Annotated in this window: 9 protein-coding genes; 2 read left to right on the top strand and 7 right to left on the bottom strand. The window is 36.4% G+C overall.

Annotated elements, in window-relative coordinates:
* Window positions 1–12 precede the first annotated feature (12 nt).
* Complete coding sequence (locus tag F6K40_RS07020) at window positions 13–231, bottom strand: hypothetical protein (protein WP_293133332.1); 219 nt, start codon at window positions 229–231, stop codon at window positions 13–15.
* Between the two features lie 474 nt (window positions 232–705).
* On the opposite strand from F6K40_RS07020, the gene F6K40_RS07015 reads away from it, so the two are divergent.
* A complete protein-coding gene (locus F6K40_RS07015; protein ID WP_293133329.1) occupies window positions 706–4,359 on the top strand; it encodes an adenylate/guanylate cyclase domain-containing protein in 3,654 nt (1,217 codons plus the stop codon).
* Window positions 4,360–5,241: 882 nt separating this feature from the next.
* Here the strand turns inward: F6K40_RS07015 and F6K40_RS07010 are convergent.
* The 5 genes from F6K40_RS07010 to F6K40_RS06990 all read right to left on the bottom strand — a co-directional run bounded on the left by F6K40_RS07010 (window position 5,242) and on the right by F6K40_RS06990 (window position 13,440).
* Entirely contained in the window at window positions 5,242–6,570 is a 1,329-nt protein-coding gene (locus tag F6K40_RS07010; RefSeq protein WP_293133326.1) for a calcium-binding protein, read from the bottom strand.
* Window positions 6,571–6,996: 426 nt separating this feature from the next.
* Window positions 6,997–8,712, bottom strand: coding sequence for a CAP domain-containing protein (locus tag F6K40_RS07005; protein ID WP_293133323.1), 1,716 nt, complete (start codon window positions 8,710–8,712; stop codon window positions 6,997–6,999).
* Window positions 8,713–9,584: 872 nt separating this feature from the next.
* Complete coding sequence (ilvN, locus tag F6K40_RS07000) at window positions 9,585–10,109, bottom strand: acetolactate synthase small subunit (protein WP_293133320.1); 525 nt, start codon at window positions 10,107–10,109, stop codon at window positions 9,585–9,587.
* 651 nt (window positions 10,110–10,760) lie between these two features.
* Window positions 10,761–11,750: a hypothetical protein gene (locus F6K40_RS06995; protein WP_293133317.1), complete on the bottom strand. Its 990-nt coding sequence runs from the start codon at window positions 11,748–11,750 to the stop codon at window positions 10,761–10,763.
* 100 nt (window positions 11,751–11,850) lie between these two features.
* Window positions 11,851–13,440, bottom strand: coding sequence for an alkaline phosphatase D family protein (locus F6K40_RS06990; RefSeq protein WP_293133314.1), 1,590 nt, complete (start codon window positions 13,438–13,440; stop codon window positions 11,851–11,853).
* A gap of 925 nt (window positions 13,441–14,365) precedes the next feature.
* On the opposite strand from F6K40_RS06990, the gene F6K40_RS06985 reads away from it, so the two are divergent.
* Entirely contained in the window at window positions 14,366–14,992 is a 627-nt protein-coding gene (locus F6K40_RS06985; RefSeq protein WP_293133311.1) for a precorrin-8X methylmutase, read from the top strand.
* Between the two features lie 544 nt (window positions 14,993–15,536).
* On the opposite strand, the gene F6K40_RS06980 is transcribed toward F6K40_RS06985, so the two are convergent.
* Window positions 15,537–16,202 carry a phosphate ABC transporter permease gene (locus F6K40_RS06980; protein ID WP_293133308.1) on the bottom strand — a complete coding sequence of 222 codons (666 nt, stop codon included), beginning with the start codon at window positions 16,200–16,202 and terminating at the stop codon, window positions 15,537–15,539.
* Between the last annotated feature and the right edge of the window lie 212 nt (window positions 16,203–16,414).

The raw sequence follows: 16,414 nt of genomic DNA, 5'->3' as shown, positions 1-16,414 counted from the left end.
CCCCTTTCCAAGCTATGCTTTATAAACATCTTTCTTAACATAAAACTTGGGCATTAATGACAAGTTATGTTCATGCTTCATAAACGGCTTTTTCAGCAGAAAAGTGTATTGAATTAGACATTTTTTTGATGATTGTAGGCGGGATTCTTCCTCCTCCTCCTCCCACACCTCCCCATCTTCCCCACCCTCCCACAAGGGTTTCAGGAGTTCCTGATCAGGGATAGCTTTCACTCGTGGGGTTAGGGGGGATGGAGAGCGCGGGACAACAGCCAGGAAAGTTAAAGTAACAAGTTATTTCTTTTCCCTGGCTAATTTTTGACATTAAGGTATATATGTGTTACAATGCATAGGGAAATTATATTTATATTGTTTTAATCTCCTCAACAGTAGAAAAATAAAGATATTTAACTAGATAAAAATCTACAGAATAGTTGATAGGAGTTATACAGGATCGGCATCTACTAGAAAATCCAAGAAATATTTCATACTTTCTTGAGAAATTAAACTTATCGAATAAATTAAGTAAATTTAAAATTATAGGCTTTCTCAACCGAGTTGACTGACAGCTTATTTAGTTTTGAATGAGCAAAATTATCAGATTTAGTTATCCCAAAATTAGATACAAATCAAGATAATTATTTATGAAAAAAGATATGGTTAAACTTGAATAAATTTCTTGACAAAGTATCATAAGAATTTAAAATTATGAACGTTCTAGATCAAACTAAAGAGGAACTAATTCAGGAGTTAATAGAACTTCGTCAAACTATTAATGAACTTAAAGAAGTCAATTCAAATCGCTGCTTAACGGCACAAGAATTAAATGATCTAATTGAAGAGCGCACTGCAGCACTAAAAGAATCAAACGATCGCTTAATAGAAGAAATTGTTCAACACCAACAAGCACTAAAAGATTTAAAAATAGCCAAAGAACAGTTACAAACAGTTTTGGCAGCAGTACCTGGTACAGTATCTTGGATTAATTCAGATTTACAATATATAGAAGTCAATCAGCAGTTAGCTGATATTTTTGGTATACCCAGAACAGAATTTCCGGGGAAAAATATTGGTTTTTTAGGGGCAAGTTCTGAGTTTAATGACTTTATCAAAGACTTTTTTGAGAGTTCGTCTTTAGAAACAACTCGTGAAATTATATCAATAGTTCATGGAGAACGTCGAAACTATTTGGTTGTTGCAGAAAAATACAATCAAAACCAAGCTGCCTTTATAGTAGGCATAGATATTACTGAAGCTAAACAAGGAGAAGAAAAATTAAGAAAAGCCAAAGAACAGTTAGAAACAGTTTTGGGAGGAGTACCTGGTACAGTATCTTGGATTAGTTCAGAATTAAATTATATAGAAGTTAATCAGCGGTTAGCTGATATTTTTGGTATACCTAGAGCAGAATTTCCAGGGAAAAATATTGGTTTTTTAGGAACAAGTTCTCAATTTAATGATTTTGTTGAAGAGTTTTTTGCTAGTTCTAAATCAGAAAAAATAGGTGAAGTTGTATCAAAAATTAATGGGGAACCTCGAAACTATCTGATTGTTGCCCAAAAGTATAATAAAAACCAAGCTGCTTTTGTCGTAGGTATAGATATTAGCGAACGGAAACAAGCAGAAAAAAATCTGTTAGTTAGTAAAGAAAAACTAGAAACAGTATTAGAAGCTGTTCCGGGAATGGTTTCATGGATTAATGCAGATTTAACCTATATTGAAGTCAATCAAAAATTAGCTGATACCTTTAACCTACCACGAGGAGAATTTGTCGGCAAAAATCTTGATCTTGTAGACGATAATTCTAAATTTTACTCTTTGATGGCAGATTTTTTTGCTAGTTCTGAGCTAGAAATAACTGCTGAAATTACTTCAACATACGACAATTTATACCGAGATTATTTAATAGTTGCCCGCAAATATAATCGCAATCAAGCAGCATTCGTAGTGGGGATTGATATTACCGAACACAGACAAGCACAATTAGAACTTGGGGCAACTCAAGAACAGTTCAAAACTATTTTAGAAACAATACCAGGAATTGTATCTTGGATCGGCTCAGATTTATGCTACTTAGGAGTTAATCAACACTTAGCAAAGACCTACAATTTGCCCCAAGAAGCTTTTGTTGGTCAAAATATTGGCTTTCTCAAAGCTAGTCAAGAATTTAATGAATTTATGCAGCAATTCTTTGCCAGTGCTGCTCAAGATGATTATCGAGAAATATCTGCTTACGTTAATGGTACTGCCCGAAATTATTTAATTGTCTCCCAAAAATATGCTCAAGGAGAAGCTGCTGTTGCTGTAGGCATTGATATTAGCGATCGCAAATATGCAGAAGCAGCATTACGAGAAGCTGAAGAAAAATATCGTACTATCTTTGAAAATGCCGTTGAAGGAATTTTCCAAGCAACTCCAGATGGCTACTTGATCAGTGCTAATCCAGCATTAGCTCGAATTTATGGTTATGATTCTCCTGAACAAGTGATAGCTAATTTTATCTGCTTACAACATCAACTTTACGGTAATTCTGAAGATCGGCAGCGATTTCTCAAAAAATTAAAGCAGCAGGGTGCTGTAGTTAATTATGAATCACAAATTTATCGTCGAGATGGCAGTCTAATTTGGATATCTGAAAATGCCAGAGCTGTGTACGATCAAGATAGTCAATTAATTCGTTATGAGGGAACTGTTGAGGATATTACGGAACGGAAAGAAGCACAGGAAGCTTTACAAAGAGCTAATCAGCAGTTAGAAGGCAAAGTAGAAGAACGCACTAAAGCTTTAAGGAAATCAAATAGTTTGCTAATGGCAGAAATTTCAGAACGTCATCGTGTAGAGACTGCCTTACGAAAATCGGAAGCAGAACTACGAGTCTTGTTTGAGGCAATGACTGATGTAATTACTGTTTTCGATGCTGAAGGCAAATATGTCAAAATCTTATCTACTAATTCTGAGGTATTATATACTCCGATCAATGAATTGATTGGCAAAAGTGTTTATGAGGTTTTGCCCCCTCAGCAAGCTAACCTATTTATGATTAATATTCAACGGGTGCTGAATACACAGGAAACTGTTAACTTAGAATATAGTCTGCTCGTATCTAATAATCAACAGCACGATCCTAATTGCCAAGATTATAATTGTATATGGGGAATCTCATGTAAACTTCCTAATTACAAATCTGGCGGATCGGTTCCTCATCCCCATTCTCCAATTCCTAAACCTGATGAAGTTTGGTTTACTGCTAGCATTTCACCATTACCAGATAACTGTGTAATTTGGGTAGCGCGTAATATTACAGAACGCAAACGAGTGCTGGATGCTTTACAAAAAGCAGAGGAAAAATATCGTACTATCTTTGAAAATACTGAAGAAGGTATATTTCAAACTACTCCTGATGGAAGCTTCATCAGTGCCAACCCTGCTTTAGTTAAGATGTATGGGTTTTCCTCAGAAACAGAGTTAAAAAATAAGATAACTGATATTAGTAAACAATTATATGTTGACTCAAACCATCGCTCTAAATTTATTAGCGAACTTGAAAAATATGATTCTATATCAAATTTTGAATCAGAAGTTTATCGTGCTGATGGTAGTGTAATGTGGGTTTCTGAAAATGTTCATGTAGTCCATAATTCTGAAGGAGAAATACTTTACTATGAAGGTACTGTTCAAGACATCACAAAACGTAAATCTGTAGAAACTGCACTGCGATTAGAACAACAAAAATCTGACAGCTTATTATTGAATATTTTGCCGGCTCAGATTGCTGCAAAATTAAAACAAAATCAACATCCGATTGCGAAACGGTTTGAAAATGTGACTATTTTGTTTGCTGATATTGTCGATTTTACTGGTTATTCAGCTCGGATATCTCCTAGTGAACTGGTGAGTATACTGAATCAAATTTTCTCAGAGTTCGATCAATTGACTGAACAACATAATTTGGAAAAAATTAAAACAATTGGAGATTCTTATATGGTAGTTGGTGGTTTGCCCGAAGCTAGAGACAATCATGCCGAGGCGATCGCTAATATGGCATTAGATATGCAAAAGGCGATTAGGAAATTTTTCAATGATCGCGGAGAAGCTTTTCAAATTCGCATCGGTATTAATACCGGACCTGTGGTAGCAGGAGTCATTGGTATTAAAAAGTTTATTTATGATTTGTGGGGCGATACAGTAAATGTAGCGTCTCGGATGGAATCAAGCGGAATTTGTGGTAAAATTCAACTTACCGAAGCTACTTATCAACTTTTGAAAGATAAGTTTTTATTAGAACCCAGGGGATCTATTTCAGTTAAAGGTAGAGGAGAAATGATTACTTATTGGCTCAGAGATAGAGTGAAGCAAATCTGATTAGGACTTACGCAGAACCTCCATATCTCGTAGGGGCAAATGGCATTTGCCCATATCTAGCGAATGGAAGAAAGCCCTCTACAGATAGCGTATTGTCTAAGAATTTGCGTAAGTCCTGCTGATATTGAGTTCAAAGTCATCACTCCTTACCTGTTAGTAGGTCTACTTTCTTAGGACTTACGCAAAGAAACCCGGTTTCTCGTAGAAACCGGGTTTCTGGGTTCACCTGCGTAAGTCCTGTTTCTGATAAAAATTGTAGGGGTTTGGTGACCAAACCCCTACGAGGCATGAATTGTAGCGGTACAACTGGATTTGATATCAAATCCGTTTAATTGGGCATAAAAAAAATCTCCTATCTTCTGTAATATCAAATCCTCTGGCTTCCGAGTTACAAGAAACCGGGTTTGTGGGAAGTCAATGGTAGGGACGTTTAGCAAAGCACAACGAGTTAACGCTGCGCGACATGGAAAGCGGAGCATTCCGTAAGGAAAACGCATTTTTGTTATGCAACGTCCGTACAAGGACATTTGATACAAACCCGGTTTCTCAGCTTTTTTCTACCGATGCTACCGGATTTCATATTACAGCAGTTTTCCTGCACGGTAGACCACAGTAGGGACGTTCCATGGAACGTCCCTACGGGGTTTTACTTGTGATGATGTGGTCCATCAATCTGAAAAGCGCTGTATATCAAATCCGCTCGGGTTCGGTAGAAAAAAATGTTCCATCTTCAAGCATTACCAAATCTTTCTATAATCTCCCCACACTTCCCACACCTCCCACCCTTCCCACACTTCCCAAACTCTTTTTATACCGATGCTACCGGATTTGATATAACTTCACCAAGGTGGAATCCATTGTATTTGCCAGAAACCTCGAAGCCTAACGCACTGTAAAATCTGCTGCTTCAAGTACAGAGGTATTTTCTAGAAGTGCAAATTGATCGCCATTACCAAAACCAGGTGCATTACCATTTTGATTATAGAACAATGCACCAGTGTTAGAGTTGTAAGTAATTAGTGCCTCGCTAGTTGCAGCATCTGCGTCAGTAGTAACGACTTCAAATTGACTGGCATCAATACCGCCATCAATAGGAGTCAACGCTGTAAATGTTCTCGTGTCAAGTAGAATTAAATCTTCTCCTGGAGTAAAGTCTACGATGGTATCGACACCTATGTCTGTTGAAAATGCTGTATTAGTGTTGAAGATGAATAAGTCGCGACCAGCGCCACCAGTCAGAGTATCTGAACCCAAACCTCCATTCAGTCGATCGCGACCTGTACGTCCTTCTAATATGTCTGCACCATTACCACCAAGCATAATATCGTTACCACGACCACCGATTAAAACATCATTGCCATTAACTCCCAGAAGGAAATCGTTACCAATACCACCAACGAGAGTGTCACTTCCGTTACCTCCATTAATGCGATCGTTGCCCCGGTTGCCCAGAAGTTCATCGTTACCTGCACCGCCCAGCAGTGTATCGTCGCCTGCTCCTCCTTGGAGAATATCCGTACCACTGTCACCAGATATTCTATCATTTCCTGTGGCACCTCTTAGAGAGTCGTTGCCATTCCCTCCTTGAATGTTATCATTTCCAGCACCACCATCAACAGTATCGTTATCGTCTCCTCCTCTGAGGGTATCGTCGCCACCGCCTCCACTGATGGAATCATTTCCTGTAAAACCTGTGATCGAGTCCGCAGCGCCATCATCCGCTTCACTATCACTGCCATCCAGAATATCATTTCCCTCTCCACCACCAATAGTATCAGAGCCAGCTCCACCAACAATCGTATCATTCCCTCCAGCACCAAGAATTGAATCATCTCCTATCCAACCTATTAGAGAGTCTGCCCCAGCACCACCATCAATAATATCGTCACCAATTCCACCATCAATAACATCGAGGCCATTTCCACCCCTGAGCACATCGTCACCTGCCTGGCCCCTGAGAGTATCGTTATCGTCTCCTCCTTGGATAGTGTCATTATCATCACCACCATCAATGCTATCATCTCCTGTAAAACCTGTGAGGGAGTCGGCACCATCACCACCATCAATAGTATCATTTCCACCACCACCACCAATGGTATCATTTCCTAGATCGCCATCAATAATATCATCGCCAAGCCTACCAAAAATGGTATTTGCCAAGCTGTCTCCGTTTAATATATCTGGACCAGTAGTTCCTTCTATGGTAGTCATCTTTTGTTTCCTAATAACAATAAATTAACTTCTGTTAAAAACTATCGAGATATTAAGCAAAAGTCCGGAATTTTTGAGGAGTTAAAAAAAATTTATATTTTAATTGTTATCAGGAATTACGCAGATAAACCCAGAAACCGTGTTTGTTTCGTAGATATTTATTGTCAAAACAACGATTTATCCTGAAAACCCGGTTTCTTTGCGTAAGTCCTATGTTATAATAGAAACTTTATTACAGCACTTTTTACGATGGTGAGGTACACTTGAAGACCAATCTCTGTAACTCCTAGAGATTAGACCTCTCCGGAAAAGAGGGAGTAGGAAGTAGGAAGTAGGGAGTAGGGGGTAGGGAGTAGGGAGTAGGGGGAAAGAATTGATTATTTCTGTACGATAATTGATTTGATTTTTGATTATCGGAGAGGTCTATTATACAAAAGAGAGCCCAGTTGTATTTGTATCACTCCAATTCATACCTGTAACCCTATCAACAACAGCAATTAGTTCACTGCCACTGTTGGCATAGATAGCTGTTCCAGCAGGTAACCCAGAAACATTTTCGTTGAAACTATAATCAGAAATATTACCAGAAAGTTGAATCCGATCGCCTTGAGCACTATTAAAAGTACCGATAAGAGCGTAATCTGCTGTACCATTATCATCATAGTAAACCTGAGCATCACCTAAGATAAATAAATCGGCATCAGCACCGCCACGCAAAGTATCTATCTCATTATTCCCTGGTTGAGCAGCAGTTGGATCGACTCCTGTCAGGGTATCCACACCATCACCACCTTTAACCATATCATTACCTGCACCACCAGTAATGTTATCATTACCTTTCCAACCAGTTAGGGAATCATTACCAATACCACCATCAATAGTATCGTCACCTATACCACCTCCGGCAGTATCATCACCATCACCACCATTGAGAATATCGTTACCAGTTTCTCCTTGTAAAAAGTCATTGCCATCATCACCATTAAGTTCGTCAGGATTATTTCCTCCCTTGAGAGTGTCAGGATTATCGCCACCATTGAGAGTATCAAGACCATCTCCACCCAGAACGGTATCATTACCGCTACCGCCGTTAAGTTCATCGTTACCAGTCCATCCAGTCAGGAAGTCATTGCCAAGTTCACCATTGACAACATCGTTACCTTCTCCACCACCAATACTATCACCTCCACTGCTTCCAGTTAGAGTGTCATTGCCTCCTAAACCTTGAACTACTGAGGTAGTACCATCTACATTGAGGTTATCGTCTCCAGGGGTGGGAACATTAGGAGGGGGAGTAGGTAAGCTGTCACTGACTACATCTTGTTTGACGTTTTCGGAACCAACTACAACTTCATAAGTTACTGTATCGCCTGCTTTGCCATCTTGATCGAGATCGCCAGAGAAGGTTACATTGTAAGTTTTATTTTCTTCTACATCTAAACGATAACCACCTGTATCCCAAGTAGTGGTTGTGAAAGTATTGGCACTATTTGCTTGATCGACTGCTGTAACTGTTATGCCGCCTATTCCTTCACCGACTGTATAGAAGTCGTCATTATTGACTGCATCAGTGTAGGCAACACCTGTGATAAAAGGCCCTTCGTTATTATAGCCAAACTTTTGGGTAGTTATCATTGAGTTAAGAGTTATACTACCATAATCAAACGGTCCTTCTAGTGAAGAAATTCCAATTACTTCAAAGTCATTGTTCATGATATTTAGACGATGACCTGGACTATCAAATAACTCTTGGTGGTTGTTCCTGACAAAATCGGTAGCTGTATTTACTGAACTTCCACTGATAGCAATATTTTCCCCAATACCAGACCAGGTGTAACCCGCAGCCGTCGCACGTGCCCCTACACTTGAACCACCTTCCCCTGTATGGCTAAATACATTATTATCTAGCATCCATTGAGTATGACCGTTAGCAGCAGTATTGAGGTTGAGATTAAATGCTAGAGGTTGTACTGGATTTGTACCTGTAGGGATTTCTGGTATGATATTCCCATCGTCATCTGTATAGGGAAAGTCTTTATTTATGTTTCCATTTAGATAAAGATCGGCTTCTGCTTGAGGATTTGCTCTAGCTCTGTTTACTAACTCAAGCATATATTGGTCTAGTGCAGTTGGTTGTGTCATGGTTTTTGTTGTAAATATGAACGACAGTAATTGACAAAACAGGAATTATTTTCCTATTGAAGTTAGATTTTTAATTACTCAAGACTTATTCAAAATTTGTTTGAAGTTATGTAGTCAAAATTCACAATTAATTGTGAATTTTGACTACTTGATTTGTGGTTTTAGGAAAAATCATTCTTGAGTTTTCCACCAACTTTTACTGCCTATTATGTAAAAATCCGGAAGTATTTTTTGAATCTAAAAAAATTAGTATTTTTGTCTTAAGCAAAAATGCTAAATCAACACTGAATCATTAATTTTATTGGGGATATAAATAGTTTGTATAATTGATTTTAAAGCGGTATTATACCAATTCAAAAAAAGAATGTTACGAATACTAAGGGCGATAAAAGACTTTGTAGGATGTATCTTTGACTAAAAAGCTCAGTTATGAACTAATAAATGGTATTGAAGCTATTCCCATAAAACTCCTGACTCCTAAAAAATTCCCTAGCTATTTGTAGCAAACATTTATCAATTTGGTATTAGAGTTAATTTATAAAGATAATCTAAAGAAAGTGTTTCTAAATGTCCAAATGAATAATTAAGATTTATAAAGTAAATCAGCTCTTATGGATGGGATTTATATTTACTAAATCAATACAAAAAAATACTCCTAATTAGCTAATGCTAAATCAAGGAGTAATTGACGAATATCAGAAATTTAATTGAGAATAAATTAGCTAAAAATCAAACTTAAATCAGTAATTATTCAAGGTAATTTAAGTTGTTAGAGAGCAAAATAGTAGTCTTTAAACTTTGTATCTAAGTTTAAATTAGTATTTCCTATTTCATATAATTAACTATCTGCTAATTTACATCAAAAAAAATACTTAGACTTTGGCTTCCAAAGCTGTAACTTTAAGGAACTCAGTATTAACCCCAGACTCACGAGTTAAAGCTATTTTGCCAGTTCTAGCAATTTCACGGATACCGTATTTAGCAAGCATTTGGACAATAGCTACCATTTTTCCTGGGTCTCCTACTACTTCAATAGTTAGTGAGTCTTCCCCCACATCTACTACCCGCGCCCGAAAAATATTTGCAATTTCGATCACTTCTGAGCGCATACCAGTAGTAGCATTAATTTTGAGTAACATTAATTCTCGTTCTACACAGGGAATAGCTGTAATATCATGTACTTTCAAAACGTTAACCAACTTATATAGTTGTTTGGTCAACTGTTCAATAATCCCATCGTCCCCAGGTACTACCATTGTAATTCGAGAAACACCAGTTTGTTCTGCTGGGCCAACTGCTAGACTCTCAATATTGAAACCACGACGGGCAAATAAACCGGCAATGCGGGTTAAAACTCCCGCTTCGTCTTCAACTAAAACAGAAAGAGTATGTTTCATTCTCTAAATTCAGAGTTTCTTGGTTAATCTATGGGCAAGTCAGAAGTCATATTTAATAAGCCAGAAGTTAGTCCTGACTGAGTTTGAGGGTTGATAAATGTCCCCGCTCTTTGCTTCGACTGCTATATCTTATAGTTACTAAATCTATAGAAAAATATTCCTTGACTTAGTTTTAATTAAGTGTTACCTTAACGGGGTGAACTACAACACCCTCTATCCCATTGCTAAAAGCGTTTGGGACTACTTTTCTTATCGGTATTTAAACGAACATTGACATGACTCATTGTATTTGACACNGATAAAAGTTATAAAGAGGCGATCGCTCACTTTAGAGAATTTAGAATTTAGAAGTTAATGGAGCTAGTCTTTTATTATTTATAGATATCTCCTAAAATTTTAGATAAAAGTTAAAAATGATAAAGAGGCGATCGCTCACTCAAAAATCATTACTCTATTAATAGTATTTATTCTTAACTCCTCCTGAATTTTTATTTCTACAACTAAATCTAATTATCTAGTCAGAAGCTAATCAAGTTAGTCTTTTATGATTTTAGATATTTACCTGATATTTAGATAAAAGTTAAAAGTTATAAGGAGGCGATCGCTACCTCAAAACTCTCAAAAATTACTACTCTATAATAGTATTTATTTTTAGTCCTCCTCAGTTTTCATTGCTTCAGTTAAATCTGATTCTTTAATAATATAAGATTTAAGTTTTGGTCTCTTAGAAGCAGTTTTTTCATGTGGATAAATATCAATTGTCAAAAAGAAGATTGTTTTGTTATTGTGAACTACACAAGGTACTGATTGATTATTTTGAGTAACCTCAAAGTTTAAATATTCTTCACAGATTTTGAATATTATCAAATAGCCAAAAGGTTGATTGTAATCAAGAGTATATTGATAAATTTGTCTGAAACCTTTCAACAAATAGCTCTTATTTTTATCTTGTCCGTCAAATATTTTCGCATCAGCTATTACAGGATTATCAGAACTTTTATCTAATACTAAGTCAGCTTCTCCAGAAATTGACCATGGTTCTATTGAAAAGTCTATTCCTTGCTCAAATAAATATTCGTACAAATTTAAACAAAGGTTTTTCTCTCCTTTTCCAGTCTTGCTTTTGTAGAGGTTGTGTAAGTTTTCCCTTTGGAACCATTCAGAACGATGTTTATAACGAACTAGAAAATATGAAATTACTGTGTTTTCTTCTAAAGATTCATTGATGTATTCGTATAGTGGTCTAACAACGTATGAGATAAAAGCATTAATAGACTCTTCCTGTGAAAAATTGTTTATATAATTAGCTCCTACAAGATATTCAACTTTACTATTATCATCACGCTTAATACACTCTTTGATAATAAAATAGGCAATGGCACTCTGCTTTTCAAATGTATCATCAAATGGTGGGTAGCTCTTAACACTCTGTTCTAATTCGATAACAAAGTTTCTAGCTGTTATTTCCATTTCCGGATGTAAATAAGCTAAATTTTCAAGAATAGTTTTAAATTGAGGGGATTGGAGAAAATCCCAAAATACGTTTAGGTAGTTATGAAAATTACGGTGTTCAGATTCACTGAGTTGCTTAAACCTTCTTTGAAGTTTATCCCGTAAAAGTTGAAGATATACTTGATTCATTTTGCCTCTATTTTTAATTTTTATCTAGAAAAACTATAGTTCTTACTGTTACTACCCTCTAATAAATTTCATTTCTTCAACGCTTAACTAAAATATATTTTTAACTCTTTTCTTCCGGCAATAAATCAACCTCATAAACCACCTTTCCCTCAATATTTCTCAACGTCACAGTCATTACCTCCGTACCTGCATCAATTTTCACCGTGCCAAAAAATTGTAAACCCTGACTCGGAGGAAAATTCACCACCTTATCCTCAACCTTAACACTTTGATACTTCACCACCGGACCAAAGGTATTATCCAACTCATTTGGACCAAAAGTTCCCGAATTTAACGGTCCACTCACAAATTCCCAAAATGGCTTAAAATCCTGAAACTGAGCCAAATTCGGATCGTAATAATGAGCTGCTGCATAATGAACATCCGCAGTCAACCACACCACATTCTTAATATCCTTTCCTTTGATAAACCGCAATAACTCCGCCATCTCCAACTCTCTCCCCAATGGCACCCCATCCCCATTAGCCAAATTTTCCGCAGCACTATCCCCATCCGGTACAACCAAACCCACTGGCATATCACTACCAATAACCTTCCAAGTTGCCTGAGAATTAACCAACCTTCCCTTCAACCATTCTATTTGCTGACTACCCAGAAATTCCGTTTCCTCACTCCGACTCCTCTGACGATTTTCCGTATTTGGTCCCCGATAACTCCGCATATCCAACATCATAATATCCAACAACGGCCCGTAACTGAACGAGCGATAAATTCTTTCCGGGTCATTGCCATTAATACGGATGGGAGTATATTCCAAAAATGCCCGTTTTGCCCTAGCTGCTAAAAGCGCAACACTCTTAACCTTATAACGGTCATCATCCAATAACCTCTCAGTGGGATACCAATTATTTGTAGTTTCGTGGTCATCCCATTGCACTATCTGAGGTACCTCAGCATTAAAGCGACGCACATTTTCATCCAACAAATTATAGATATAATTACCCCGAAACTCCGGCAAAGTTTCCGCCACCTTAGACTTTTCCGGTGTAGTTAAATTTCGCCAAATATTACCATCATCCAACTGAACCTCAGATTTTATCGGATTATCCGCATAGATATAATCCCCACAATGGATAAAAAAGTCTGGATTAACCTGTCTAATAGTCTCATAAATTTTCATTCCCCCCCACTCCACATTAATACCCCAACCTTGACCTGCCGTATCTCCAGACCAAGCAAACAAAATATCCTGCCCTGGTTTTGGCACAGTGCGAAATTTACCAATAACCGGAACACTATAAATGTTAATATCTGACAAGTCTTGGAAACTCACACGATAGAATATCTGCTCCGAAGTAGGTAAACCAGAAAGATTAACTCTGGCCGTAAAATCTGTAGTCTCTAAAGCAGCCGGCCCGATAATTTTTTGGGCATTTTGGAAAGATTCATTAGTGGCATATTCCACTATCATTCGAGTTGGGCGATCGCTCCGACTCCAGATTACTGCTGTTCCTTCAGCAGAAATATCTCCACTAGCAACCCCATAAGGAATTTGAGGACGCATCTTCTCTGAAGTAATAATTCCTGGTGCAGACCTAGGGTTTGTTTTTGATTTTAGTATTGAATAAGTAGCTATTAACCCACTACCAACCAAAGCAGAGGTAAGTAAAAATTGACGACGGTTGAGCATTTCTATATTAGTTGAAATGAAGTATAGTTAACGATAGACAAATCTAAGACTCTTATTATAAATAAACAAAAAAACTGATAGCCAAGTGTTAATATCTATGGTACAGATTTCCCAAAAAATTGAGTTTAAAGCCCCGTCCAGAAGAACATATTTTTCCAGACAATTAGTTTTAAATAGTTTTTGATTTCCTAAAAAGTACCATTAAATAATATTTTGAAATCAAACAGATAGTAATCTTAGTCAGAATTGCCTAACTATTAAACAAGATAAAAAAACAATATAAATCATTTTATAAATCTATCTAAAACTGCTCAGGCGATCGCTAACAAAGCTATTCTATATTTTTAATAATAATGTTGATAGGAAATAGTCAGGGTAAGTATTAAGAAGTCAGTTAATATATGAGTTATTAATTCATTATTTATATAGAAAGGAAGAATTAGTGTAAGTATTCAGCATTAAGATGCATGAATATAATAAGTTACTAAAGTTAGCTAGTTGACCAATTTCATCCATAACTTTTAATTCTGCTGTAAAGACTACTTCCTCCTTCCCTGGAAGTTAATAACTAAAAGCTGATAGCTGAATGCTGAATGCTGAATGCTTATGAATTAGTTTCCAGGGAGAATTAAAAGTTATGAATAAAAAGGTGATCTGCTAACCTTAGTAGTTGATTGATTATTTCAAAAACTGAATGCTGAATGCTGATAGTAATAGCAGAATGCTTACCAGTCAGGAACTATATTTAGAAAGTTGTGTGAGTGAACCAAAAATCATTCTTTGAATAAGAATCCCTAGGCTTTTAGATCAGGGAATGTTTCAAAATTCAAAGGTATTATAAATTGCTTATATTTTCACTTTTGTTTTTGGGAATCCTTAATTTAACTCACTATATAACTATAACTATAAGGGGAATAATATTGATATGGAATGGCACATCACAGACGCCCAAAGCTTAGGAATTATTGATAGGGAAATTGGCCCTCATGCTTTATCTCCTGCAGAGTATGAGATAGTTCGACGAGTCATATATGCTACGGCAGACTTTGAATATAAATCTCTGATTAGTTTCTCTGAACACGCTTTACAGTCTGGAGCTGCTGCTTTGGCAGCTCGTACAACTATTGTGGTAGATGTGCCAATGGTACAAGTAGGTATTACCTCAGTTATTCAAAGTACCTTCGCTAACCCTGTTTACTGTTCAATGGATGCGATAACCAGACCCCAGAAGGAAAAAACTACCGCTGCTTGGGGAATTGAAACTTTAGCTAGACGTTATCCAGAGGGTATTTTTGTTATTGGTCAAGCTCAAACAGCTTTGTCTGCAATTGTTGATTTAATTGAAGCAGAAGAAATTAGACCAGCTTTAGTTATTGGCACTCCTTCTGGTTTTGTGGGGGTGGATGTAGCTAAGTCACGTTTATATGATTCTATGATTCCTCACATTAGAATTGATGGCCGTAAGGGTAGTGCTGTAGTAGCAGTTGCTATTATTAATGGTTTAGTAGACTTGGCCTGGCAGGCTTATGGCCAACAAGGTAAAGTTCAATAATTAGGGCTTGCTGAAAAAGTATGCATGGAGTTTGGGTAGGAGTCAGGAGACAGGAGACAGGAGACAGGAGGAATGGGGAATCACTCAGAAGGCAGGAGGAAGATTATCCCTTAATTTTTCAGCCAATAGTCAACCCTTTCATCCTCACTTTATGCAGCTCTTTATAAGGAAAAACTTGTACTTTTTCAAATCTTGAAAAAGCTCAAACCATGATTAATGTCAATGCTTTGAGATTTAATCAGCAGAGCAATAATTAATAATTAACAATTAATAATTAATAATTACCGAAACAATTAAAAAATTAAACAATTAAACAATTAGATAATTCAGGTTTGCTGAAAGAGTCTTTTTAAGAGACTGTTTGTCAAACAAGTATTAAGAAGTTAAATAGTGACTAAAATCTAAAAGCAGTAAGACTTAAAGGGATTGAAATATCGTAGATAGAGAGATTTTTAGTAATTATTTTCCTAGATTTAAAAGTGACAAATATTTGTCTTGATTTATTCGTGGCAATTCTCAATTCTCAATTCTCAATTCTCAATTCTCAATGTTGTTTATCTTTCCTGCGAGATGAACGTACCTGATTAATTACCTCAATAAATACATCTCTTCTGAGATATGGATAATCACTAACCCATAAATTTGCAGTAGGAAGATAAACATCTGAATATTTAGCAATTTTTTCTAAATCTTGTTGATAAGACATTACCAACATTACAACTACTTGACCTCTAGAAATACCTTGATGATAACGACGTAGAGGAGCTTGCATTTCAACTGTAAATCCTGTTTTATCGCCCAATTCTAAATTTATTCGTTTCTCTAAATTTTCTACTATTATTAATTCTCCTTTTTGATTAACTTTTTCTTCTTGACCAACTACTTCATCAGTAAGATATACATCGAAAACTTTTCCTTGCCATAAACCACTATATGGATAGCGTCTAAATTCAACATTCCGAAAACTAGCTAATAAAACAGGTCCCCACAACCAATAAAGACCTGCCGTAATACCAACCACTAAAAATAAAGGGTCTCCATCATCATGAAGAAATACATTAATTAAAACAATCGTCAAAACTGAAATAGCAGAAATTAAAGCTCGTTTCAAAACATCAGATAACCTACCCCAATAATATTGATATTGATCGCTTGTAGCTACAATTGGAATTAATTGTTCAAATGTTTTACGAGTTAAAGGAACTAGCATTTATGAGTTTAAAAATTGAGATTAATTGATTTATTTTATAGGAGGGAACAGGGAATAGGGAACAGGGAAAAGTTGGAAAAACATTTCCACGTTCTTGATTGATCATCAGTCTATAGTTCTAGGGAATTCTTGACTTAGTTATATAATAGACATCTCCAAAAATAAAAAATGAAATAAATTAAAGATATCAAATCAACAATTTCATTCCCTAT

This window comes from Okeania sp. SIO3I5 (genome assembly GCF_010672085.1).
Classification (GTDB): domain Bacteria; phylum Cyanobacteriota; class Cyanobacteriia; order Cyanobacteriales; family Microcoleaceae; genus Trichodesmium.
This window is presented reverse-complemented; position numbering and strand designations above follow the sequence as displayed.

Coding starts and splice junctions, on each gene's coding strand:
- ilvN (WP_293133320.1), bottom strand. CDS start 10,109: ATGAAACATACTCTTTCTGTTTTAGTTGAAGACGAAGCGGGAGTTTTA.
- F6K40_RS07010 (WP_293133326.1), bottom strand. CDS start 6,570: ATGACTACCATAGAAGGAACTACTGGTCCAGATATATTAAACGGAGAC.
- F6K40_RS07005 (WP_293133323.1), bottom strand. CDS start 8,712: ATGACACAACCAACTGCACTAGACCAATATATGCTTGAGTTAGTAAAC.
- F6K40_RS06985 (WP_293133311.1), top strand. CDS start 14,366: ATGGAATGGCACATCACAGACGCCCAAAGCTTAGGAATTATTGATAGG.
- F6K40_RS06990 (WP_293133314.1), bottom strand. CDS start 13,440: ATGCTCAACCGTCGTCAATTTTTACTTACCTCTGCTTTGGTTGGTAGT.
- F6K40_RS06980 (WP_293133308.1), bottom strand. CDS start 16,202: ATGCTAGTTCCTTTAACTCGTAAAACATTTGAACAATTAATTCCAATT.
- F6K40_RS06995 (WP_293133317.1), bottom strand. CDS start 11,750: ATGAATCAAGTATATCTTCAACTTTTACGGGATAAACTTCAAAGAAGG.
- F6K40_RS07015 (WP_293133329.1), top strand. CDS start 706: ATGAACGTTCTAGATCAAACTAAAGAGGAACTAATTCAGGAGTTAATA.